The 23,460-nt window shown below is 68.6% G+C and carries 19 protein-coding genes; 9 read left to right on the top strand and 10 right to left on the bottom strand.

Translation table 11 applies throughout. The features are described 5' to 3' along the window. From G448_RS19005 to G448_RS0109400, 3 genes are all read left to right on the top strand, one after another. Positions 1 to 892 (top strand): ABC transporter ATP-binding protein (locus G448_RS19005; RefSeq protein ID WP_026407770.1); only part of this gene is annotated, 892 nt, incomplete at its 5' end. Beyond that, positions 889 to 1,632, top strand: a complete 744-nt coding sequence (locus G448_RS0109405; RefSeq protein ID WP_026407769.1) for an ABC transporter permease — start codon at positions 889 to 891, stop codon at positions 1,630 to 1,632. The genes G448_RS19005 and G448_RS0109405, both read left to right, overlap by 4 nt. Positions 1,633 to 1,935: 303 nt before the next feature. Then, positions 1,936 to 2,778, top strand: a complete 843-nt coding sequence (locus G448_RS0109400; RefSeq protein WP_026407768.1) for a uracil-DNA glycosylase — start codon at positions 1,936 to 1,938, stop codon at positions 2,776 to 2,778. Positions 2,779 to 2,937: 159 nt separating this feature from the next. On the opposite strand, the gene pulA is transcribed toward G448_RS0109400, so the two are convergent. Together pulA and G448_RS0109390 are read right to left on the bottom strand one after the other, a co-directional pair. Next, entirely contained in the window at positions 2,938 to 5,886 is a 2,949-nt protein-coding gene (gene pulA / locus G448_RS0109395) for a pullulanase-type alpha-1,6-glucosidase (RefSeq protein WP_026407767.1), read from the bottom strand. Positions 5,887 to 5,955: 69 nt separating this feature from the next. Continuing rightward, positions 5,956 to 6,654 (bottom strand): NAD(P)H-binding protein, encoded by a 699-nt coding sequence (locus G448_RS0109390; RefSeq protein WP_026407766.1) that lies wholly within the window; start codon positions 6,652 to 6,654, stop codon positions 5,956 to 5,958. A gap of 337 nt (positions 6,655 to 6,991) precedes the next feature. Here G448_RS0109390 and G448_RS16040 point away from each other — a divergent pair, with 337 nt between their 5' ends. After that, positions 6,992 to 7,768, top strand: coding sequence for a TMEM175 family protein (locus G448_RS16040; protein WP_084436606.1), 777 nt, complete (start codon positions 6,992 to 6,994; stop codon positions 7,766 to 7,768). Between the two features lie 78 nt (positions 7,769 to 7,846). Beyond that, entirely contained in the window at positions 7,847 to 8,326 is a 480-nt protein-coding gene (locus G448_RS0109380) for a hypothetical protein (protein ID WP_034494980.1), read from the top strand. A 279-nt stretch (positions 8,327 to 8,605) separates the two neighbouring features. Here the strand turns inward: G448_RS0109380 and G448_RS0109375 are convergent, their stop codons facing one another. The 5 genes from G448_RS0109375 to G448_RS16030 all read right to left on the bottom strand — a co-directional run bounded on the left by G448_RS0109375 (position 8,606) and on the right by G448_RS16030 (position 12,977). Then, complete coding sequence (locus G448_RS0109375; RefSeq protein ID WP_026407764.1) at positions 8,606 to 9,352, bottom strand: ABC transporter permease; 747 nt, start codon at positions 9,350 to 9,352, stop codon at positions 8,606 to 8,608. Between the two features lie 8 nt (positions 9,353 to 9,360). Beyond that, the gene (locus G448_RS0109370) at positions 9,361 to 10,113 is read right to left on the bottom strand and encodes an ABC transporter permease (RefSeq protein ID WP_026407763.1); all 753 of its coding nucleotides are present in this window, start codon (positions 10,111 to 10,113) and stop codon (positions 9,361 to 9,363) included. After that, the gene (locus tag G448_RS0109365) at positions 10,110 to 11,009 is read right to left on the bottom strand and encodes an ABC transporter ATP-binding protein (protein ID WP_026407762.1); all 900 of its coding nucleotides are present in this window, start codon (positions 11,007 to 11,009) and stop codon (positions 10,110 to 10,112) included. The genes G448_RS0109370 and G448_RS0109365 overlap by 4 nt, the downstream gene beginning before the upstream one ends. A 130-nt stretch (positions 11,010 to 11,139) precedes the next feature. Continuing rightward, entirely contained in the window at positions 11,140 to 11,835 is a 696-nt protein-coding gene (locus G448_RS16035) for a response regulator (protein ID WP_211227992.1), read from the bottom strand. A 14-nt stretch (positions 11,836 to 11,849) separates the two neighbouring features. Continuing rightward, the gene (locus G448_RS16030) at positions 11,850 to 12,977 is read right to left on the bottom strand and encodes a sensor histidine kinase (protein WP_051268872.1); all 1,128 of its coding nucleotides are present in this window, start codon (positions 12,975 to 12,977) and stop codon (positions 11,850 to 11,852) included. 832 nt (positions 12,978 to 13,809) lie between these two features. Here G448_RS16030 and G448_RS16025 point away from each other — a divergent pair. Further along, entirely contained in the window at positions 13,810 to 14,013 is a 204-nt protein-coding gene (locus tag G448_RS16025; RefSeq protein ID WP_034494977.1) for a hypothetical protein, read from the top strand. 231 nt (positions 14,014 to 14,244) lie between these two features. Continuing rightward, positions 14,245 to 17,184 carry a type 2 lanthipeptide synthetase LanM gene (gene lanM, locus G448_RS0109345; protein WP_026407761.1) on the top strand — a complete coding sequence of 980 codons (2,940 nt, stop codon included), beginning with the start codon at positions 14,245 to 14,247 and terminating at the stop codon, positions 17,182 to 17,184. Positions 17,185 to 17,347: 163 nt separating this feature from the next. Here lanM and G448_RS0109340 read toward each other — a convergent pair whose 3' ends face one another. The 3 genes from G448_RS0109340 to G448_RS0109330 are packed head-to-tail and all read right to left on the bottom strand — an operon-like array spanning position 17,348 to position 20,501. Continuing rightward, on the bottom strand, positions 17,348 to 18,319 hold the full coding sequence (locus G448_RS0109340; protein ID WP_245572270.1) for an ABC transporter permease: 972 nt from the start codon (positions 18,317 to 18,319) through the stop codon (positions 17,348 to 17,350). Positions 18,320 to 18,324: 5 nt separating this feature from the next. Next, a complete protein-coding gene (locus G448_RS0109335; protein ID WP_084436598.1) occupies positions 18,325 to 19,221 on the bottom strand; it encodes an ABC-2 family transporter permease in 897 nt (298 codons plus the stop codon). Continuing rightward, the gene (locus G448_RS0109330; protein WP_051268870.1) at positions 19,221 to 20,501 is read right to left on the bottom strand and encodes an ABC transporter ATP-binding protein; all 1,281 of its coding nucleotides are present in this window, start codon (positions 20,499 to 20,501) and stop codon (positions 19,221 to 19,223) included. The genes G448_RS0109335 and G448_RS0109330 overlap by 1 nt, the downstream gene beginning before the upstream one ends. A 144-nt stretch (positions 20,502 to 20,645) precedes the next feature. Between G448_RS0109330 and G448_RS0109325 the strand changes: the two genes are divergently transcribed. Both G448_RS0109325 and G448_RS0109320 read left to right on the top strand, forming a co-directional pair. Beyond that, a complete protein-coding gene (locus G448_RS0109325; RefSeq protein WP_084436596.1) occupies positions 20,646 to 22,340 on the top strand; it encodes a sensor histidine kinase in 1,695 nt (564 codons plus the stop codon). A gap of 126 nt (positions 22,341 to 22,466) precedes the next feature. Next, on the top strand, positions 22,467 to 23,201 hold the full coding sequence (locus G448_RS0109320) for a response regulator transcription factor (protein ID WP_026407756.1): 735 nt from the start codon (positions 22,467 to 22,469) through the stop codon (positions 23,199 to 23,201). Positions 23,202 to 23,460: the final 259 nt, after the last annotated feature.

Raw genomic sequence — 23,460 nt, 5'->3', positions numbered from 1 at the left:
GGTTGTGCGTGGTGTGCGTCAGTCGTATGGGGGTCGTGAGGTGCTGCGGGGGGTGGATCTTGTTGTGGAGCGGGGTTCGTTCCATGGTGTGATCGGTCCTAATGGTGCGGGTAAGACGACTCTGGTGGAGATTGTTCAGGGTGTTCGTCGGTGCGAGGCCGGTGGTGTGGAGCTGCTGGGTCGGGCGCCGGTGCCCAGGGATCCGGGTCTGCTGGCTCGGGTGGGTATTCAGCCGCAGGCCACGGCGTTCTTCTCGCGGGCCACGGTGTGGGAGCACTTGTCGACGGTGGCCGCGATCTTCGGGGCCTCGGCCGCCCGCGCCGAGCAGGTCCGCGACTCCTTCGGCCTCACGCGGGTCAGGGACACGCGTGTGGAGAGGCTCTCGGGGGGTGAGCGTCAGAAGCTGGCGGTGGCGTCGGCGATGGTGCATCGTCCGGAGGTGTTGTTCCTGGATGAGCCGACGGCGGCTCTGGATGCGACGGCGCGGCATGATCTGGTGGGTCTGCTGGGGTCGGTGCGCGAGGAGGGGACGACGGTGGTGTACACGACTCATTATTTGGAGGAGGCTGAGCGCTTGTGCGATGTGGTCAGTGTTCTCGATGGTGGTCGGGTGGTGGCCACGGGTTCTCCGTCGTCGTTGGTGGCTGGTGCTGGTGGTGGTGCGTCGGTGCTGTTGCCGGGTGCTGGTGGTTGTGCGGATGTGGTCGTGGGGCTGGGTCCGGTTGTGGGTGTTGAGTCGGGTGCTGATGGGTTGGTGGTGCGTGTGCGTGATGTGGGTGAGGCGTTCGCGGCCTTCGGTGCGGCGGGTGTGCCGGTCGAGGGCGCGCAGGTGCACGGCCCGACGCTGGAGGACGCGTTCATCGAGCTGACCGGAAAGGAGTACACGTCATGACCGCCTACAAGACACTCACCGCCTCACTGGCGCGCACCTGCCTGCGCGACCCCGTCACCCTGTTCTTCTCATTCGTCTTCCCACCGGCGCTGCTTCTGGTCCTCGCCCTGAGCATGGGCGACCTGCCCGGAATGGACGGACACGCCCTCGTCGATACCATCGGTCCCAACGTCATGGGCTTCGGCATCGCCTTCGTGGGCATGTTCGCCGGGGCGATGAACATCGCCGAGTGGCGCGAGAAGGGCGTCATGCGCGTCCTGCGGAGCGCCCCGATGAGTGTGGGCTCGATCCTCGGCTCGGCCCTGACCGTCGCCGTCGTCACCGCCCTCATCCAGGCCGTGCTCGTCGTCGGCGTCGGACTCGTCCCGGCGGTGGGCGTTCACCTGTCGGTCTGGGCGGGGCTGTCGATCGTGCCGGTGTTCCTGGGCACGCTCTTCTTCTACTCCCTGGGCGTGCTCGTCGGCCTGGCGGTTCCGACCGTCTCCGCCGTGTCTCTCGTCGTCACGATCGTGGTCATGCCCATGGGATTCGCCTCCGGTGCGATGATGCCGCTGGAGATCCTGCCGAGCTGGGTGCAGACCCTCTCGCACGTCCTCCCGCTGACCTATCTGCTCGACGCCCTGCGCTGGTCGCTCACGGGAGTGGCCGAGCTGAGCGACGCGCTCCTCGGGTGCGGCATCACCGCCGCCGCCGGAGCGGTCCTCTTCCTGACCGCCACCCGACTCATGCGCTGGAAGTGAGCGGGCCGCCGCCCCGCGTGGGCGGCTCGGATGAAGCGCCGGCGAACCTACCCGCCCGTACTCGTCCGCGTACGTCTGCGCCCGCCTGCGTCCGTCCGGCCCCTTCCGTCGGCGGGCAGGCCCGGGCCCGCCGCCTGTGTGTTCGGGCCCTTCCGTCGGCGGGCAGGAGTCCCCACGGACTCCGGGCCCGCCTGCGTCCGTCCGTCTTCGTCCGCAGTCGGCGACCGGATTCAAGGACCCCGGGCGCGCGTCAGAGGCGCGGCATGCGCGCGACAGGCGCGCGACAATGGGGTCGTGACAGACGTGATGGATCCGCATCCGCTGACCGGCACGGGCTTCGAGTCGCCCGTCCCTCCCGGTACCGGCTGGCCCGGTGATCCCGCGGACGCCGACACGCCCGTGGCGCGCTCGGCCGGCGACGTCGCGCGCCTGGCGCGTCAGGCCCGCGATGCCGCCGCCCTCGACGCCCTGATCAGCGTGTGCCGCGCCTGCCCCCGTCTGGTGGCGTGGCGGGAGGACGTCGCCACGACCGGCCGCCGTGCCGCCTTCGCCCACGAGCCCTACTGGGGGCGCCCCGTGCCGAGCGTCGGGCCGGCGGACGCGCGGATCTACGTCGTCGGACTGGCGCCCGCGGCCAACGGCGCGAACCGCACCGGCCGCATGTTCACCGGGGACAGGTCCGGCGACTGGCTGTGGGCCGCCCTCCATCGCGCGGGCCTGGCCACCCGGGACTCCTCCCGGTGCGCCGGCGACGGGCAGGAGCCGATCGGTCTGCGCCTGGGCGCGGCGGTGCGGTGCGCCCCGCCGGCCAACAAGCCGACGACGGTGGAGAAGGCCGCCTGCCTGCCGTGGATCGCCCGCGAGCTCGCGCTCATGCCGCGGGTGCGCGTGCTGGTCGCGCTCGGCGGCATCGCCTGGGACACGGCGCTGCGAGTCGTGCGCCGGGCGGGGTGGGGCGTGCCCCGGCCCAAGCCCCGCTTCGGGCACGGCGCCGAGGCCGCCCTCACGCGTCCCGACGGGAACGAGGTCGCACTGCTGGGCAGCTACCACCCCAGCCAGCAGAACACCTTCACCGGTCGGCTCACCGAGGACATGCTCGACGCCGTGCTCGCGCGGGCCGAGGCCCTGGCCGAGTCGGCGGCGTGAGGCGGTCCGGCCGTCGCCGGGCTCGGCGGCGCTGCCGAGCCCGCCGGCGTTGCGCCGAGTGCGCCGAGCCCGCTGGCATCGTTGGTTCGTCGCCCCTGCCGGGCCCTTTCCGGGCCTCGCGGGACGCGCGCCGGGCCCCGGCATCGGGTATCGGCCGGCCTAGCCGGTCCGGCTGCCATCCTCCTGACTCTGAACCAGGACCGCGACCGTGCGCGCGGGCACGCTCACCGTTCCCGTGGACCGGTCGAAGCCGGTGCGCCGCACGACGTCGTCGGCGCCCTCGGCCTGGATGGGCGAGAGGTGGAAGTCCCGGCCCGTCAGCTGGGCCAGGGATCGGGTGAGCGTGTAACCGGAGGCGTTGAACACCACGAGCACGCCGTCCAGCTCCGGATCCATGTCGCGGCTCCCGGCGGTGTCGTCGATGAGCATGACGATGATGCCCGGCGGAGCCCCGAAGCCCGATCCCGGGAAGCTCAGCTTGTCCTGGACGAGACTGGCCTCCCCCAGGCTGAACAGGGGCGTGGAGGATCGCAGCCGCAGCAGGTCCAGCGCTTGGGCGCGGGCCGCCGCGATCTCATCGGGCGAGGGCCGCAGCCACGCGTCCTCCAGCAGCGGCCCCTGAATGGGCCAGGCCCCCTCGTTCGTCCCGGCCGGCGGCAGGCCCCGGCCGAATCCGTTGCGCTGCCCCGAGAAGTCGATGGCGTTGAACCAGTCCCCGGAGTTGTAGGAGTCCCGGTCCAGGGACTTGCTGCGCAGCAGCTCGGTGCCCGCGCACCAGAAGGCCGGCGACTGCGCGAGCGTCACCGTGGCCAGGCACACGGTGTTCATCCGCACCCGCTCGGCCACCGGCATCCCGCGCGGCAGCTTGTAGACGAGCAGGTCGTAGAGAGTCTCGTTGTCGTGGGCGTCGACGTAGTTGACGTTCTCCTGCGGGCTGGAGGCGAAGGCGGCCGGGGCGTCGTTGTGGATGAGGTCGATGCCCCGGCGCACCGAGCCGTCCGAGAACGTCATGACGTAGTCCTTCAGGTTGCCCGCCAGCCCCAGCCTCACCAGATCGGTGCGGTGGGCCAGGTCCGCCGACTGATCGTCCCAGCCGCGCGGGTCGAGCCCGCTGGGCTGGGTGAGCAGGCCCGTGCCGAAGCCCTGGAAGATGCGGTGGTCTGAGTCGAAGGGCGCCCCGCCGTGAACGGCGTCGCGCAGCCGGTCGTTGAAGGAGCCGATCCCCGTTCCGTCCAACTGCCCCTGGGTCGCCTGGACGAACAGGGCGTTGTTCGCGACCTCCCCGAAGTTCCAGCCCTCCCCGTACAGGTAGAGCGAGGCGCCGTCGACGCCGTCGCCGGCCACGGTCAGCTCATCCAGGGCGGCCCGCACGCGCTCCATGACGGCGCGCGGGTGATGGCCCATGAGGTCGAAGCGGAAGCCGTCCACCCGGTACCACCTGGCCCACCGCACCACCGAGTCGATCATGAGGCGCTCGCACATGGCGTTCTCGGTGGCCGTGTTGGCGCAGCAGGTCGAGCTCGTCACCGTTCCGACGGCGTCGAGGCGGTGGTAGTAGCCGGGCACCACCCGGTCCAGGACGCTGAGCGGGTCCTGTCCGCAGGCCGCCGTGTGGTTGTAGACCTGGTCGAGCACCACCTGGTACCCGAGGGCGTGCAGGGCGCCGACCATCTCACGGAACTCGATCACGCGCGCCCCGCCGTCCTGGTGCCCCTCGGTGGCGTAGGAGCCCTCGGGGGCGCCCCAGTGGAAGGGGTCGTAGCCCCAGTTGTAGGCGTCGCGGTCGGCGACCTCCGCGACGGCCGCCTGCTGGTCGGCGGAGGCCGGTCCGGCCCCCCGGGGGATCCGCGGCGTGCGCTGGGCGTCCCTGCTCTCGGGGATGGTGGCGATGTCGAAGGTGGGCAGCAGGTGGATCGTGTTCATGCCGGCCCGGGCCAGATCGGCCAGGTGGCGCACCCCGGCCGAGTCCTCCACGGTGAAGGCCCGGTAGGTGCCGCGCAGTCCGGCCGGGACGGTCTCATCGGCGGCGGAGAAGTCCCGCACGTGCAGCTCGTAGATGCTGCGTGCCGAGTCGTTGCGCACTCGCGGGGCCGGGGTGGCGGCCCACTGCTCGGGCACCAGGCGCGGATCGGCCAGGTCGACGGCGACCGATCGGGTGGAGTCGGTCGTCAGCGCCGTCGAGTAGGGGTCGGTCACCACGTTCGTCTCCACCCGGCGGGTGGAGGGCACGTAGACCTCGACCTCCCACAGGTACTGACAGCCGGGCCCGATGGGGGCGTCGGGCCGGTTCTGGGCGGGGTCGCTCGCGGCGTCGTCGGCCGAAGGGGCGGGGGCGACGACCCAGCGGCCGTCGTCGCCGCGGACGGCGGGGGTGCGCACGGGCGGGCCGGGGGCCTCGGGCGCGCGGCCCAGCGGGTCGCCGGTCTCCCAGGTCAGGAGGGTGACGGCCCTGGCGGTGGGCGCCCACAGGGCGAAGGAGGGGCGACGGCCGCCAGCATCGTCGCCGTCGCCGGTAGCGCCGGGAGCGCGGTCATCGCTGAAGGCGACGCCCAGCTCGGCCCGGGATGCGGCTCCGGCGTAGAGGCGGTCCAGGAGGATGGCGGTCTGCACGCCGGTGAAGGCGTCCAGGCGCCCCCCGGTGCCGTCCTCGTGGGCGCCGGTGTACTGGGCGACCGCGATCTGTCCGGTCAGGGCCGCGGCGACGGCGTCGTCGTCGAGGAGCGGGGCGCCCGCCGCGTCGGTGATGCTCAGGGCGATGCACCCCTCCAGATTGGGGTGGGCGGCCAGGACATCCCGGGGCAGGTTGCCGACGACGCGCAGCGGCGTGATCGCGGGGGCGGGCAGGCCGTCGGCGCCGATGATGCGTCCGTGAACGGCTGCCGCGCCGCCGTCGGGCGCGGTGACCAGGCGCAGGGCCAGGCCGGTGCCGGGGACGGGGGCGCCGGAGGCGGCGACGACGCTCTCGCGGCCCATCCCCAGGGGCAGCAGGGACAGCGGCCAGGCCAGGAGGTCGGGGGCGACCCAGTAGGCGCGCTGCTCCTCGCTGCCGGTCACGGGCGGGAGGGCGGCGGTGTCGAGTGTGCAGGTGATCGTGTAGGTGAAGGTCATGGTGCTGATGCTGCGTCCTGCCGACGATGGTTCGGCCGGCCGTCCCGTCCGCCCCGCGGGCGGCTGCGCTCAGGACAGGTCGGCGTAGGCCTGCGGCACGTTGGCGACCGCCTGGGCGATGGGGGTCTCGCCGTCGCGGAAGGGGATGACCCGTCCGATGGTGGCGGGCTCGGCGAGCGCCGCCGCGATGACGCGGGCGACGTTCCCGCGGGAGGTGGGCGCGCCGGCGGAGGAGTCGCCGGCGGCCGGGCGCCCCACGGTGATGGCGCCGGTGGGCTCGGCCTCCGTGAGCAGGCCGGGGCCCAGGATCGTCCAGTCCAGGTCCGTGGACTGCAGGTGGCGGTCCGCGGCGATCTTGGCGACGGCGTAGGCGCGCAGCGGGTGGTTCTCGGGCACCTCCCCGTAGGCGGTGATGAAGGAGACCATGATGTAGCGGCGCGCTCCCGCCGCGGCGGCGGCCTCCATCGAGCGGATGGCGGCCGCGCGGTCGACGGCGTCGGTGCGCTCCGGCCCGCCCTTGCCGCCGGCCCCGGCGGACCAGACGACGGCGTCGGCGCCGTCGAGGGCCCGCGTGAGCTCCTCGGTGCTGGCCGCCTCCACGGAGAGGACCAGGGGGGAGGCCCCGGTGGCGGCGACGTCGTCGGCCTGCGCGGGGTCGCGGATGATGGAGGTGACCTCGTGGCCGCCGGCGACGAGCAGCGGGGCGGCCAGGAGCGCGACCCTGCCGTGACCGCCGATGATGACGATGCGAGACGTGCTGGCAGACATGCGATGACCGTACTCAGCGGTCGTCGGACCATCCACCGCCCTATGCCGAGCGCGGAACCTGGTGCGTCGTGTGGTCGGGGGTCGGGTTCGCGGGGTATAAGAGGCTGGCCGCGACTGTGCTCGTGACGGGCCTGGGGGCTTCGGGCGGTCGGCCCTCCTCGGGGCCTCGGGCAGCCGGCCCTCACCGCGATGGAGTGAGGCCCGCGGGCGGGGAGCGCTTGCACGAGTCCCGTGGTCCGGGTCAGGATCGTCCCCGAGCGCCGTGAGTATCGAGCGGGATCGGGTGGGACCGTCCGTGGTGAACCGTGGCGACGACGTCGAGGGGGGCGTGAACGGCATGCCTGATGGCCGGAATGACAAGAGATGTGACGGCGACAGCGGTGCTGATAGGGCGGGCAGCGCTGACGGCGTTGACGAGGGGCCCATGGAGGAGGAGGTGGATGACGAGGCCGCTCGCATGTCGCCGGGGCGGTTGGAGGCCTTCAGCGACGGCGTCATCGCGATCGCCATCACGCTGCTGAGTCTGGAGATCAGGCTTCCGGAGGACCTGAATCTGCTCGACGGGCTGTCCTCGCTGTGGCCCGGCTACGTGGGCTTCGTGCTCAGCTTCCTGCTGATCGGGCAGGTGTGGCTCAATCATCACGCCATCTTCCAGCGGATTCGGTACGTCGATCAGTGGGTCCTCGTCTGGAATCTGCTGCTTCTGCTGGACGTCGCCTTCCTCCCCTTCGCCACCACCGTGCTCACCCGCGCCCTCAAGACCGGTGGGGAGGCGCGGGCCGGCGCCGTCTTCTACGGCCTGGTCATGATGTACGGCGGCTTCTTCTTCAACGGCCTGTGGCAGGCGGCCATCAGGGACAGGCGCTGCCTGAGGCCCGGGGTCCCCGACGCCGTCGTGCGGGCCATGACGCGGCGCTTCGCCATGGGGCCGGTCCTCTACGCGATCGCCGCGGCCGTGAGCATGGTCAGCGCCTGGCTGAGCGTGACCACGTACCTGCTCCTCATCGTCTTCTATATGCTAGGAGACTTCCGGCGCCGCAGCGGGAGCCGGGAGCCGCGGCGGTCCGTCGGCGTCGAGCGGGCCCCGGACCGGTCGCCCGATCGGCCGGAGTAACCGCCCGGAATAGCCCGGCTGCGGCCGCCCCTCGGAATCCGCATGTCTCCTGTCCTCTGCACTCCTCGGATGATTTCTATGCTTATTCTTCTTTGCGTGGCAGCCTGCGTACCGATTGCCCTGGCCGTGGCGGTGCCGGTGGTGCTGCGTCGGGCAGGGGTCGCCGACGAGCGGCGCTGGCGCTGGTGGCTCTACGCGGCGTGCGCGATGTTCGCGGTGTCGTGGTACCTGCCGTCGCCGCTGATCGACGGGCAGGACACCAGCTTCACCACCCACTTCGTGGGCGGCGGCGTGTTCACCGGACTGCTGTGGTACTACCTGAAGCGGGCGCTGGGCTGGCGCGGCCACTGGCTGATCGAGGCGTTCTCACTGTTCGCACTGGTCTCGGCGCTCGGTTGCATCAATGAGCTGTTCGAGCTCGGAACGGTGAGGGCCGGTCTGGTGCGGCTCAGTCTGACCGATACGAACTGGGATATTCTCGCCAACTCGCTGGGGGCGCTGGTGGTGTACGCCGGCTATCTGCTGGGCGGATGGCTGGGCGACCGGAGACGAGGGTGAGGGTGGAGGCTTTCCCGCCGGTGTCAGCGGTGTCGCCGGGCGGGGCCCGCGACCTCATCGATGGTGATCACTCGACGCCGCCACTCCCTCCTCGTGCTCCTCACGGGCGGCTCCTGAGACGCGTTCCGCTGGTACCCGTCTCGATGGTGCCCGCTTCGACGGCGCGATGGCTCCTTGTCGATGCTGCCCGCGGCGGCCTCGATCTCCGAAGATGTCCGCCCGCATGAGTCCTCTTACGTCTCAGAAGCCCCACGCGCCCCGGCGGGAAAGCCTCGTTCGTCAGCGGAGCTTGACGATCCGGATGAGGATCATGGTGAGCCAGATGAGGAGCGCTCCTATGCAGATGCTGGTCATCAGCAGGGGCGCGACGTCGGTGACGGTAAGCCCGCCGGATTGGGAGATGGCGGTGGATCCGAGATTGAGCGCACGGGTATTGATGGCTTGCGGGAGGACGTAGCCGACCGGCCGAAGTGCTGTTGATGTGACTGCTGCAATGCCGATCACGCAGCCGAGAAGGCAGAGTGCGACAGGGGCTGCGAAGGACCTTAGGAGCATTGACAGGAGCGATTGGGCGGCGGTGAGCGGAATCGCGGCGATGAGGGCGAGGAGCCCAACGACGGCGAACTGCCAGGGGAAGGGGCCGTCGAGACCGAGGATGAATGCTCCGGAGATGGCGGTCCCAGCGATGAGCACTGCTTGCATGAGTGCGACCAGGAGCAGGATGACGGCGGTCTTCACCAGCACCAGGCGGAGCGGTTGCGCCGTGGTGGTGAGAAGGAGATTCCAGTTGGTGCCGCGGTGCTCCATTCTCCAGACCGTCGCGGCGAGCAGACTGATGCCCATCGAGTAGAACAGCAGCCCGTAGAACAGCACGACCTGGGATGTGAAGGAGGCCCATCCGGAGTCCAATGCGTCCTTGTTGTTCGCGAGGTTGATGGTGCCGGTGACGACGGCGAGGCTGGGCAGGATGAGCGCGATGAGCCAGGTGCTGGATCGCTTGAGTTTGATGAGTTCTGCACGGAACACGGGACGTCTCACCTCTCGACCCGGTTAAGGCGTCGTGTAGCCGCGAGGAAGACGACGGCGACGAGAACGAGGAAACCGATGACCCACCCGTAGGGCGCGGTCATGTAGGTGATGTCCCCGTTGTCCTGCCTGGCGTGAGAGATAACGGCGTAGTAGCCCCAGGGGATGATCTTGCTGATTGCGGATGGCATCAAAAGGGAGAACACGGCGAGAAAAGCGCCAAGCATGCCGATTCCGACGCTGACGAGCTGATTCTCCACCTGCGCGGCGAGCCAGATGTGCAGGGCGCAGAACGCGACGTCGACGAGGTACAGCAGAACCGTGTACACCGCCCAGGGGACGACGTCCACAGGCGCGTGAATGCCCACGAGGAGACCGATGGTGAGGACGAGCAGGGACTGCGCCGCCACGGCGGGCAGGAGCAGTATCGCGAGTGCTGAGAGCTTCGCTCGGCACAGGGCGCCGGGTGGTCGGCCCGCGGTGGCGGCGAGTGTCCAGCCGATGCCGGAGTGCTCGATATCGGTCTGCCGGCTGGCGAGCACGGCGGCGAGGATGGGGGAGGTCATCGCCGCCATCATCGTGTAGCTGAGAAGCAGTGCTGCCCAGGGCCGCGCGGTCGGGTCGTCGAAGGTGTCCCTGGTACTGCCGGAGAACAGGGACGCGGAACTGAGCGCAGCAACGGCGACCACGAGACCGATCAGCAGAGGAAGGGTGTGCAGGCGTCGCATCTTGCGGAATTCGAGGCCGATGCCGCTGCTCATAGCAGTCCTCCCCGACCAGTGAGGTCCATGAAGACGTCCTCCAGGCTCTGCTGCACACGTCGCACCTCGTAGATCGGCACATTCGCGGCGGCCAACCGATTGACCGCGACGGCGGTCTGCTCCTTGTCGAGCCCGCTCACAGTGATGCCCCCCGGCGTGATGGACGCCCCGCTGATAAGGGATCGCGCCTGCTCGGGACGAGACGTCTCGATGACGAGATCCGGGAGGGAGTGCTCGAAGAGTTCCTGTCTGGTGCCCTGGAAGATCAACCTTCCGGATGAGAGAATGCCGAGGACAGTGGCCATCTTATCGATCTCATCGAGAAGGTGGCTGGAGACCATGACGGTGATGCCCCTGTTCGCCAGTTCTATCAGCAGGGTGCGAATCTCCTCGATGCCAGCGGGGTCGAGCCCGTTTGTCGGCTCGTCCAGGATCAGCAAGGACGGATCGCGCGCCAGGGCCATAGCGATGCCCAGACGCTGCTTCATGCCCAGGGAGTAGTTCCGGACGAGCTTGTCCTTCTGCTCGGTCAGTCGCACAGTGGCCAGAGCCTGTTCGATCTGCCGATCAACGAGGTCGAGCATGTCGCGGACGATCAGCATGTTCTCCCACCCGGTCAGATGGCCGTACCCGGGAGGGGCCTCGATCATCGATCCGATTGACGGGAGGAGATCGCCGCGTGATGCGGGAGTGAGGGGTCTGCCGAAGATATCGATGTCACCCGCCGTGGGCTGGGTCAAACCCAGGAGCATCTTCATCGTTGTCGATTTTCCCGATCCGTTGGGGCCCAGGAATCCGTAGACGACCCCCTGCGGAACCATTAGGTCGAGGCTATCGACGGCGGTGTGGTCCTTGAATCGTTTAGTTAATCCGCGGGTCATGATAACAGCATTCATGACGCGCTCGCTTTCGCTGGTCAGCACACGCCAATGATTGCATGAACGGAATCTGCAGTGAAGTATACCACGGTATGAAATCCGCCGGTCGGCGTCTCCTACCATCGTAGGAGACCGCCCTGCTCCCCGCTCAGCTGCGCGGGCCGTCGTCGCTGCTCGCGGCCGCGGTGAGCGGATCGGCAAGGCCCTGCCGCTGAGCCCAGATGACGAGTTGCACGCGGTCGCGGATTTTCAGTTTCGTCAGGATGTGCCCGACGTGGGTCTTGACGGTGACGATCGCAATTGACAATTCTCGGGCGATCTCGGGGTTGGAGCGGCCGGCGACCACCAGGGAGAACACTGCCCGCTCGCGATCGGTCAGCGCATCCAGCGCCCCCATGTCCGTTGGCGTCCGCGGCGTAGCTGTCGTGATTCGCCGCAGGAGACGCTGGGTGGTGCTCATTGTAGCGGTGAATACTCCGTTGTGGGCGGTTCGGATGGCGTCGACGAGTTGCAGGGCGGTGCTGTCCTTGAGGATGAATCCGATTGCCCCGGCCTTGAGCATGCGGATCGCGTACGCGTCGGTGTCGTATGTGGTCAGGCCGATCACCCGGGTCTTCGGACTGAGTTCCTCGGTCATGATCGTGCGGGTCGCCTCGATACCGTCAACAATGGGCATTCGAATGTCCATCAGCACGACATCGGGATGCAACTCCTGTGTTCGTTCCACAGCCTCTTCGCCATTCTGGGCGGTGCCGATGGTGCACATGTCGTGTTGAGCGTTCACGATACGACTGAATCCGTCCAGGATGAGGGACTGGTCGTCAGCGATGAGGACTCTGATCATGCGTTCGGGTGTATTCATCGCAGTTCCGCCGGTGCTCCCGTCGTCAACGGCCACGTTGCCGAGAGCGTGAAGGTGTCGGTGAGCTCGTAATGCGCCGTGCCGCCGTAGAGGGCGCAGCGCCGGCGGATGCCGGCGAGTCCGCGATGCTCATGGATCGGCGAGTGCCCCGTGTCCGGATCGACGGGGTTCGAGACGACGACCATGACGTGGCCCGCGGCCCACTCCAGGGTGACGTGCGCGTGCTCTCCGGTCCCGTATCGCAATGCGTTGGTCAGGGACTCCTGGGCCACCCGATAAATCGCCAACGACATACCCGGGCTCACCTCCTCCGGGGTTCCGAGGACCCTCAGATCAACGGGCAGACCCGACGCGCGGAAGTCCGTGATGAGATCATCGAGGTCTGCGAGGCTCGGCGAGGGGGCCGTTTCCGCGTCGTCCGCGGGGGCGAGGAGGCTGCGGACGCCACTCAGCGCCGATCTGCCCGTACGCGAGATCATTCCGAACAGCTCGGCGATCTCCTCCGTCGGCGCGATGACCTGACCGCTCTCCGCCTGGATCACGATATTGGTCAGGGTGTGCGCGAGGACATCATGCATCTCATCGCTGATTCGTTCACGCTCCTCGTACGCCGCCAGCCGTGTGCGGGCCTCCGCATCGCGCTCGGACAGAAGCCGGCGGTGCTCGGCATCTCGGAGCGCCTCCGTCTTGCGGCGTGCGAGCAACCCCGCCGTCCACGACGCGACGAAGCTCAGGGCCACGAGGCAGATCACCGAGCCCGCTGCCATCCCGGTTGGCGCGGTCCCGCCGTGCAGTATCCGGCCGGCGAGCACCGCGCTGAAGACCAGCCCGAGCGCAGGGCCCAGGCGGCGGCGGGGGGCGTCGGCCTGCGCGGCGACCGAGTATGCGGCCACAAGCAGCACCGCGTCACCGGGAAACAGGAGGGCTCCTTCGGCCAGCAGATGCAGTGCGGAAATAGTGGCGGCAATTGTGGCGAACGTTACGGGAAAGCTGCGCCGGATCACCAAAGTCGTCGCCATCGCCGCCGACCAACCCCAGTCGGGCTGACCGACCGTCCCCAGGATCGCGCACAGGACGACGGCGCCGACTGCGACGACCGCATCGCCCCGCCGCTCGTTATCCACGCCGCTACCCTACTACCGGCCCGCTCCTGCAACGGTCACGGAAAGTTCACCATTCCAGCCGCGCGCTCTCATCCGGCTCTTCGCAGTCGCGGGTGCAGCGGACGGGGGAGGTCGTTGCCGGACGTTCTCGGCGCGTCGGTAGCCGTAGGAGCGAGGCTGGGGGTCGGCGGGGTCGGTGGGTGGGGGTGTCCGGGTTGGTTCGGCGGAGGGCGGTGCGTCGCTGGGACGGGGGCGCGGGCCCCGTGGAGTGGATGCGCACGCGCACCGGCACCATCGAGGGGCGAAGGGTGATCGCGATGGACGGCAGGAGTGCGCGCGGGGCCCGCACCGGTCAGGCGTCAGAACCTCTCGACCTGGACGGGGCGGCGGTGACCGCCGACGCCATGCGCACCCGGGCGGGCGCCGCCGAGTGGATCACCCGGCGCGGCGACCACCGGATCTCCGGCGAGACGCCCCGAACGAGCCGTCGGACATCACCCGACCAACCACCTAGCAGGTTCGGACCACAACGGCATCCCCGATCGGGATGAGCCCCTCATCCCGACGCCTACGACTTCCGATGAGATCTATCAACGAGCGTCGTTGGCCCGCTTGAGAATATCACCCGATCGCATAATATGCGCCGCTGCGGACCGGTTCTAATATGGGATCACGGCGAGAGACTGCGCTAGCAATCCCCTGCCGGGGCCGACGATTCGATCGTGGTACCGTTCCTATCGTCGTCCTCCAGTTCCGTATGTGCTTCATCGAACTGTTACTCGCACTGTATCCATGAGCTTCCACGCTGTCGATGTCGTGGAGGAATTGATGAGTCTGAGAGGAGGTGTGAGAGATGAGCGAGATCCTTGACCAGGAGCTCACCGTCGTCAGCCCGAGCTGGGACGTGGCGGCCCGCGCAACAGATGGCGCTACCCCATCGCTGCAAGCGCAGATTGATGCGGAGTTCGAGCGGATCGTGAGCCCGTACATGGCCAGCAGCGGTTGGTTCTGCACGCTGACGATTGAGTGCGGAACGTTCATTTGTGCCTGTCGATGACCGGCGCCCTGCGCGGGCGGCCCAGGTGAGAGACCCGGGTCGCCCGCGTTCCCGCATCATTCCTTTCCCCGAAGGTCGCAGGTGCAGTCAATGCTTTCACGAAATGACGTTATAGCGCTTCTTCAGGCGACTCCGCTCTCCGGGCGCGTCCCTTCGCTCGGGACGACTGGCGATAACTTTTCTGGAAAGACCGGCGCATGGGCTGATGGTGCCCTGCGTGATGAGGAGGTATTGGACCAGTACGTCGCCGGTCAGGGGCTGGATCGTCGGAGTCTGGAGGCACTGCTCAACGGCGGCGCCTGGATTCCGCGAGAAGAGGCGACCGCATGGCTTCAATATGTTGAGCAATGGTTGCTCTCGACGACGGCGGAGCAACCGCGGATAGAGCGACTCGTGGTCGAGAACACTGTTCTGGAGTCGATCCCGTTTCCCGAATTCTTCGGTCCGATCATTGCCGAGCAGAGCAAGCACCTGGATCGATGGTCCCGTCTGAGCTCCTCGGCGCGAAGTAGTCTGCTCACGCACCTGGGCGAGCTTGTCGCAACGTTATCCCTGAGGTGCCTGCTCGCCGAACTTGCTGACGACGGCGACTACGGGCGGCTCAACGAATACCTGGGCGGTCGGCGAGCGCGCGTGGATTTTCTGATTCGCTACCCCGTCCTCGCCCATGACCTCATCGCCGCGATACGAGGATGGCGGGAGCAGGTGGATGCCCTGCTGTCGCGACTCATTGCTGACACCCGTGCGCTCCAGGAATGCGGTATGCTGTCCGCCGACGTGGATTCTGTGAGGTCCGTTCGCTTTGCGGGCGACCGTCATGACTCGGGTCAGTCCGTCGCCATCTTGACGTTTGATGATGGGAAGCGCGTCGTGTACAAGCCGAGGGACTGCGGATTGTTCGTCTTCTATCGTGATCTGATCAGGCTTCTTGCGCCGTACGTGACCGCCGCATCGGCACTGCACGCTCCAAAGGCTCTTAACCGATCGGGATATGGGTGGGTCGAGTTCGTCCCGCAGGCGAGCGCTGGGGACATCGCTCCCGGGGACCATCTTCAGCTGCTCGGCGCTCTACTCGGAATTGCGCATGCGCTTGGAGCATCGGACCTGCACCTTGAGAACGTCATAGCATCCGCACGGGGGCCCGTTCCGGTTGACATGGAGACCCTTATCCAGAACCGGAGCCATGACGGCCGATCGGGAACTGCTGCGGCGCGAGCGGTGACCGCCTTGAATGCATCTGTTCTCGGTACCGGCATCCTGCCGGTGCAACTCACTGCCGGAGAAGGCACCAGCATCGATGTCAGTGTCGCCACTGGTGGTCTTGACGCCGACAGTACGCGGAATGCCTCCGTGCACCAGATAGTGGAGCCATTCACCAACCGGATGCGCATCGCCGTGGTGTCGGTGCCCGTGGGGCGCTCCAATAATCAGCCGCCCGGAATGACTGCCGACATCGTCCGAGATAATCGATCGAGACTCATCCGAGGATTTACCGAGATGAGTCGGGCGATCATCGTGCGGCGGGCGGCGGTCATCGAATTGGTGGCATCGGTGCCCAGTTTCGAGATCCGTCACATCGTGCGGGCGACCAGATCGTACTCGCTGCTGCTTACCGAAATGCGTCAGCCGGCGCGGCTTCGCAACGGGATCGAACGCGATCATCTCCTTCGCAGTCTCTGGACGCGACTCGCGGAGCACCCGGGAGAGGAATCGCTGATCAAGGCGGAGGAGCGGGCTCTCCGTGAGCTCGACGTCCCCCTGTTCTGCGCGACGCTCGACAGTCGGGCGCTTACTGCACGACGGCATCGAGTGTTGCCGACCTACTTCGAGGGTGATGCCCGAGAAGACGTGATCAGTAGGATCGCTGGCTTGGATGATGAGGAGATAGCGGAGTCGTCGAGGTTGATCGAGGAGTCTATTCTAGCGGCTACGCCCCGGTTGGTGAGGCCCGAGTCGTGGCCGATCTCTGCGGCGTCCTCTATCGGCAATATGAATGGAAGGATTCGTGACCTTGCGAGGAGGCAGGCGAGTACGTTGCTGGATTCTGCGATCCTTGGCGATGACGACGTGACCTGGCTCGGCGTCGCCAGCAGCACGGATAGCAGCGGACTCGACTATCGCCCACTCGGCCCCACTCTGTATGATGGCTTGGCTGGAATCACTTTTGCGACGACCTATGCCGATCGTGTGCTTCCCGGTCTTGGCCTTGACGATCTCGCGCACCGGACCGCGCGTGCCATCGCAGCAGTCCTCGGTGATTGGACCGAAGCCCGCCTCGCACTCCCCATAGGCGCATTCAGCGGAGTGGCGGGCCTTATCTACGCCCTGTCGCACTATGACGTGGAGCTTGGTGGCCTTCGCTATCGACAAGCGATAATCGAGGCTCTCCGGAGACTCGCAGCAGCAGTGCGATCCGACGCGTACTTCGATATCATGGCGGGGACGGCGGGTGCTCTTGCTGTTGTTACCTCCCTACCTGATGATATAGATGCGGAAGCGGTGTCGCAAACGCTTGTTCGACATCTGCTCGACCATGCCGTTGAAACCGATGACGGAGACCTTGCATGGGAGACGGGCAACGATCATGTTCGCCTGGGGGGATTTTCTCATGGCGCCACGGGAATCGGGTGGGCATTGGCTAAAGCCGGCGCCGTGCTGAACGACAGCACGATCGCCCACGCGGCCCGGGCCGCTCTTCGATTCGATGAATCGTTATTCGACATGAGCCGTCGCAGGTGGCTCGATGCGCGACCCGAGTCGCTTGAGCGAGGCCGCTTCTACCCCGCCCACTGGTGTCATGGGGCCGCGGGCATCGCCATGGCGCGCGTATCTGCAGCGGTGTCGCTCGATGATGACACTCTCTACGACCAAGCCGCCTTCGGGGCGCAGGAAACTGCCGCGGGTCCGCTGCCCGCAGATGATTCACTCTGTCATGGCGCGCTCGGGAACCTTCTCGCCCTTCGCGAAGTCGTGGATGGCTGTCCGGGCAAGGTGGACGTGCGTCGATACCGTGACGCAGTTCTGTCCCGATTGCAGGAACGCGCACCGCGTAGCGGGCTTCCGGAAGGGGTCACCACGGTTCGCGGACTCATGCTCGGAACTGCAGGATCGCTGCTCGCACTCAGCAGGGAGGCCGAGCATGACGTGCCGAACCCGCTCGTACTGCAATGAGACTTTCTCGCCGGTGTCACCGGGCGCGCTTGACCTCGGGCTTTCAGGTTGGCGGGTGAAAGTGCCCCTCTCCCGGACACGCATGGACGTGAGCAGTCCGCATTATCCCAGGAAGAGGAGCACCTTCATCCACTTTCAGCACCTCAACGATGAGAACTCGAGGCTAGCGCACACCGGCTGTGCGGCGGGCGACGAGGGCCAATAGGCCCCACAGGACGGCGCCCACGCCCACGACAGCGGCCAGGAGGGGGAGCATGCTCGCCGCGTCCAGCTTCCCCGCCGTCGACATGGCTGACGATCCCAGGGTCAGGGTCTTGCTGAGGATGCCCTGCGGGACGGCGTAGGCCAGGGGGCTCTGACTCGCCAGAAGTCCGAAGCCCACGACGCAGCCGACGAAGGCGACCGCCACGGGCGCGGCGAAGGATCGCATGAGCATGCTCAGCAGCGACTGCACCGCGACCAGTGGCGCCGCCCCCATGACCGCGAGGAAACCCGACACGATGAAGGCCGCAGGCATTGCGGGCCCCAGCCCCATGACGAGCGTCCCCGAGATCCATGCCAGGACCACGAAAATCATCTGCATCGTCAGCACCGGCACGAAGATGACCAGGGTCTTGGCCAGTGTCACGGCCGTCGGAGAGTGGCGGGTGACGCGCATCGCGTTCCAGCTCGTGCCCCGGTGCTCCACCCGCCACACGGTGGAGGCCAGCAGGGCGACCCCCAGCGAACAGAAGAACATCGAGTAGAAGAGTGTCATCTGGGAGGTGAGGGACACCCAGGTCTGGGGGATGGTCTCTCGGTTCCCGTAGACGTTGAAGGTGCCGGTGATGACCGCCAGCAGCGGCAGCAGGACAGCCACCACCCAGGCCGAGGAGCGCTTGAGCTTGATCGCCTCGGCGGCCAGCAGGGAGACGAAACCGCTTCGGTCATTACTGCCGCTGCGGCCCGGCGCTGTGGACTCGGCCGGGGCGGGCCGGGCGCTGGATTCGGCCGGGGCGGGCCGGGCGCTGGATTCGGCCGGGGCGGGGCGGGCGCTGGACTCGGCCGGGGCGGGTCGGGCGCTGGACTCGGCCGGGGCGGGTCGGGCGAGGCCAGCACCATGGGACATGGCGGGAGCGTGTGCGGGAGTGCTCATGAGGATCACCTCTCGATCCGGTCGAGCCGGCGGGTAACGACAGTGAAGACGACGGCGGTCAGGGCGGCGAAGCCCGCGATCCAGCCCGCGGGCACGCTGATGTACTCGTAGGCGTCGTGGCCGTTCACCATCGACACCTTCGCGGGCGTGATGACGGCGTAGTAGCCCCATGGCAGCAGCCGCGCCAGCACTGGCGGGGCGAGCAGCATGTAGACGCCGATGAAACCGCCCAGAAGCCCCGCGCTCATGACGACCAGCTGGTTCTCCACCACGGCCGCGAGCCACAGGTGGTAGGCGCACATCGCCGTGTCGACCAGGGCGAGCAGAAGCGTGTAGACGACCCAGGGGCCGGCGTCGAGCGGGAGGGACAGTCCCATGGACCGCGCCACGACAATGAGGACCGCGCTTTGAGCGATGGTCGCGGGAACGATGAGGAGCGTCAGCGCGGCGAGCTTGACCCGGCACAGGGCTCCTGGCGTCAGACCCGACGTGGCCGCCAGGTTCCACCCGGCCCCGCTGTGCTCGATGTCGGTCTGCCGGCTGGCGAGGATCGCGACGAAGATCGGCTGCGTCAGGGCGTTGAACATGGCCATGGACAGCAGGAGGGCCGTCCACGGCTGGGCGCTGGGCTCGCTCAGATGCCCCTGTCGTGCCAGGCTGGACAGTTCCAGGCCGCTCATCGCGATCGAGGCCACGAGGAGAAGCGCGGTCACCAGCAGTACGCGCAGTCGGCGCATCTTGAGGATCTCGACGCCCATGGACGTGAGGAAACCGGGGACGGCGGACGCGCGGGTGCTGCGGGAGCCGCGCGCCGACGGCGCAGTTCCCGTTGGTCCGGCGGCTCCGGCCACGGCGGGGGACCGGGCGGGGGCGGGGGCTGTGGAGAGCGCGGCGCTGGTCATCACAGCACACCTCCCCGGCCGGTGAGGTCCATGAAGACGTCCTCCAGGTTCTGGGCCTCGCGGCGCACCTCGTACAGCTCGACGCCGGCGGCGATCAGCCGGCCGATGAGTTCGGCGACGGCCTTCTTCGACATGCCCGGGATGCGCACGCCCTGCGGCACCAGCACCGGGCCGGTCGCCGTCGGCGTCGCGTGGTCGGGGGCCTGAACCGGTACGAGTCCGGCCAGGATCCGCGGGTCCAGGACGGCCTGCGGCGTCGGGGTGACGACGAGGATGTCGGGCACCGAGCGCTCCATGAGCTCGGCGCGCGTGCCCTGGAAGACGAGGCGCCCGGCGGACAGGATGCCGAGGGTGGAGGCCATGCGGTCGATCTCGTCCAGGAGGTGACTGGAGACCATGACGGTGACGCCCTCGCCGGCGAGCTCGACCAGCAGTCGGCGCACCTCCTCGATGCCCGCGGGGTCCAGACCGTTGGTGGGCTCGTCGAGGATGAGCAGCTCGGGCTCGCGGGCCAGCGCCAAGGCGATCCCGAGGCGCTGCTTCATGCCCATGGAGTAGGTGCGCACCAGGCGGTCCTTGTGCTCGGTCAGACGCACCAGCGCCAGGGCACGGCTGACCTGCTGGTCGTTCAGGCCCTGCATCTTCGCGGCGATCCTCATGTTCTCGGCGCCGGTGAGGTGGCCGTAGCCGGGCGGGCTCTCGATCATCGAGCCGGTGCGTGACATGATCTCGGCGCGCGTGCCCGGGGTGAAGGGCCGCCCGAGCACGCTGATCCGCCCGCGGGTGGGAGCCAGGAGCCCGAGCAGCATCTTCATGGTGGTCGACTTGCCCGAGCCGTTGGGGCCGAGGAAGCCGTAGACGCTCCCGCGCGGGACCACGAGGTTCAGGCCCTCGACGACGGTGCGCCGGCCGAAGGTCTTGGCGAGGTCATGAGTGAGGACGACGACGTCGTCGGCCGATCCGGCGCGTGCGGGGCCGGCCTGCGGGACAGGAGCCGGCTCGGCGGGTGCTGCGCCGGGGGAGACGACGCCGGGTGCCGAGGTGGTCGGGAGTCCGCCGGGCACTGGTGCGCCGGCGTCGGGGCTCAGCCGAAGGAAGGGCTGCCGGGCGGCCTGGGCCGGGGTGCCCGGGCGGGGCTGGTGCGCTTGGACCGGCTGGGAGAGCGAGGCGGGTGCGGTTCGGAGCCACGGACCGGACGGCGGTGCTGGTGCGCCGGAGGCCGTCGTCGGCGCTGGTACCGGTGTGCTGGGGGCTGGTGGGAAGTGATGCGAGGTCGTCATGGCATGAAGCCTGCGCGCGCCGAGCCGGGCGGTCATCAGCCCGTGGTCTGCTTCCCGAGCGGGCCCGTCGGCCCGGCTCATACTCGGGTATGAAATCTTGGCTCGGGCCTCCGGGGCTCGCGGCTGCGACGGTACGGTTCAGGCATGAGAAGACGGCGGGTCGGCCAGGCTGCGCGGGCGGAATCGGGTGCGCCCGCGCCGACGTCGGCCGGGCGCGTGCCGCCGGCGGGCCCGATTCCGGCCGCCTGGCGCTACCCGCGGTCGGGCCCGTGGACGACGGCGTCCGACGTCGTCATCGCCCTCGCCTTCTTCTTCCTATCCCTGATCGGCCGGCCGGAGGCGGAGCTCGGGATCGTCCAAGGGGTGACGCCGGCGCTCTACCTCCTCATGCTGGGCACCTGCGCCTTGGCCATGGCGGTGAGGCGCCGCTCCCCGATGCTGTTCGTTCTCGTGGCCGGCGTCTGCCTGGCCGTCCACCTGGTGCTGTTCACCGAGTTCTCCATCTTCTTCGTCGTCACGGCGTTCATCGCGGTGGAGACGACGCAGTCCCGCCTGGAGGCGCCGTGGCGGTGGGCGGGGCTCGTCCTCGAGCTCGCGGGGGCGGCCGCGGCAACGATGCGGGCGCACGAGCTCATCGGCGACCAGGTCCACGCCGGTGCGGGACGGCTCATCCTCCTGACCAACGCCTGGCTGGTGGTGGCGGTGGCCGCCTTCGTCGGCGCCGCGCGGCGCCGCAGCCGCGACCGCTACAACCGGGCCTTCGAGCGGGCCACGGTCCTGGAGGCGCAGCAGGCCGCCGAGCGGCGCCTCGCGGTCATCGAGACGCGGCAGCGCATCGCCCGCGACGTCCACGACCTGCTCGGCCACAGCCTCACCGTTATCGCCATGCAGGCCGAAGGCGCCCGCGCCATCCTGGCGACCGACCCGGCCGCTGCTGACGAGGCCCTGGCCGTCATCGGGGAGACCTCCCGCCGCTCGGTGGACGAGGTGCGCGCCCTGGTCGACATCCTGCGCTCCGGGGCCGCAGATGGTGCCGCCGACGTCGATACGGCCGCTGTTGATGCTGCCGCCGCGCCCGGTTCGGGCTCCGCCGCTGGTAGTGGTTCTGATGTCCACGCTGCCGGTACGGGCGGTCTCGAAGCCGCCGATATCGATACGGCCGTAGCGCCCGGTTTCGGTCCCGCTAGTGGCAGTGGTTCTGATGCCGGCACTTCAGGTGTGGACGGTTCCGGTGCTGCCGGCCGTCCCACCGGTGGTACCAGCGCCGTCGCCGACATCGTTGACGCCGGAAGCGGTGCGGCGGCGTCGGACCGACCGATGGAGCTCCTGCGGGAACCGGTGCGCCAGGCGCAGCGGGCGGGATTGCCGGTCGCCCTGGAGATCGGCCCGGTCGGCCGGATCCCCTCGGCGATGGCGCAGGTCCTCCATCGAGTGGCTCAGGAGTCGCTGACCAACGTGCTGCGCCACGCCCCCGGGGCGAGCACGACCGTCACGCTGCGCTCCGGGGCGGATCGGGCCGTCCTCGTCGTCGAGAACGCTCCGGTCCCGGCTGCCCCGCCGGCATCATCGACGCCGGTGACCGGGACGCCGGACGGCGACGGAGGGGGCGGCGACGGCGACAGCGACGGTCAAAGCCGAGCAGACCGGTCCGCGCACCGCGGCTTCGGCCAGAACGCCTTTGAGGACGCCGAATCGCGCGCTGACCGGCCCGCGCACCGCGGTTTCGGCCTGATAGGGATGCGCGACCGGGTCGCCGACCTAGGTGGTTCCTTCACCGCCGGGCCCACCGACGAGGGCGGCTGGCGGGCGATGGCCGAGTTCCCTATCGTCCCGGAGTGAGGGCCGATTGCACTCATATGATGACCATCGCGGGGCGTCGTCGGCGCTTCGCCGGCACGAAATCGCATGGGCCGAACCTGGGAGTGGATACGTCCGGTGAGTCGACGTCGAGGAGGGGAGGCGCCTGTGATCCGCCTGGGTCTGGCCGATGATGAGCCGCTGTTCACCATGGGGCTGAGCATGCTGCTGGGAGCGCAGCCGGACATGGAGGTCGTCTGGCGGGCCGTCGACGGCAACGACGCCCTCACGCGCAACGCCGCCGACCCCGTTGACGTGCTCCTGCTCGACGTGCAGATGCCGGGCCTGGATGGGCTGGCCGCCACCCGCGAGCTCGTGGCCCGCGGCATCACCGGGCGAGTCGTCATCCTGACCACCTTCGACACCGACGGCTACGTCATGGGCGCCATCGAGGCCGGCGCGGCCGGCTTCCTGCTCAAGAACACCCCGCCCCAAGACCTCATCACCGCGATCCGCACCGTTCACGACGGCGACTCCGTCATCTCCCCGGGACCCACGCGCCGGCTGCTGACCGCCGTGCGCACCGGGAAGGTCACCGGAACCGGGAGCGGCGCCGACGCGGGGCGCCACGCTTCCGAGGACTCGGTCGAGGCGGCGCGGGCGGCGGAGGCCGCTCAGCAGGTCGCCGACCTGACCCAGCGCGAGCGCGAGGTCCTGGCGCTCATCGCCTTGGGGCTGACCAATCAGGAGATCTGCGACCGCGAGTGGCTGTCCATGCCCACGGTCAAGACCCACGTGAGCCACCTGCTGTCCAAGACCGGTTGCCGTGATCGAGTCCAGCTGGTGCTGCTGGCACTGCGCGGCGGCGTCATCGACCTCGCCGACGTCCTGGGCCGGGCCTGAGCGCGAGGCGAGCAGGATCCGAAAAACGCTCGGCAGTCCAGTCATCGGAGTACTTCTCGGGCGCGGGTACGACCCTACGCCCTCCCACGAATTCAGATACTCCACTAGACCCAGGACGATCCATTCTGGTGGTTGTGGGGCGGTATTGTGGTGCGTGTTCCTGGTTCCTGATGGTGCGGGGGTGCTTGTCCGATGACGTTGCGGCGGGTTGGTGGTGATGGTGGGGTAGTGGCCTCCACGGCCGTTGGTGCTGGTGGTG

Source organism: Actinomyces gerencseriae DSM 6844, assembly GCF_000429265.1.
Taxonomy (GTDB): domain Bacteria; phylum Actinomycetota; class Actinomycetes; order Actinomycetales; family Actinomycetaceae; genus Actinomyces; species Actinomyces gerencseriae.
Note: the sequence above shows the minus strand (reverse complement) of the source record. Positions and strands in the feature narration are given on the sequence as shown.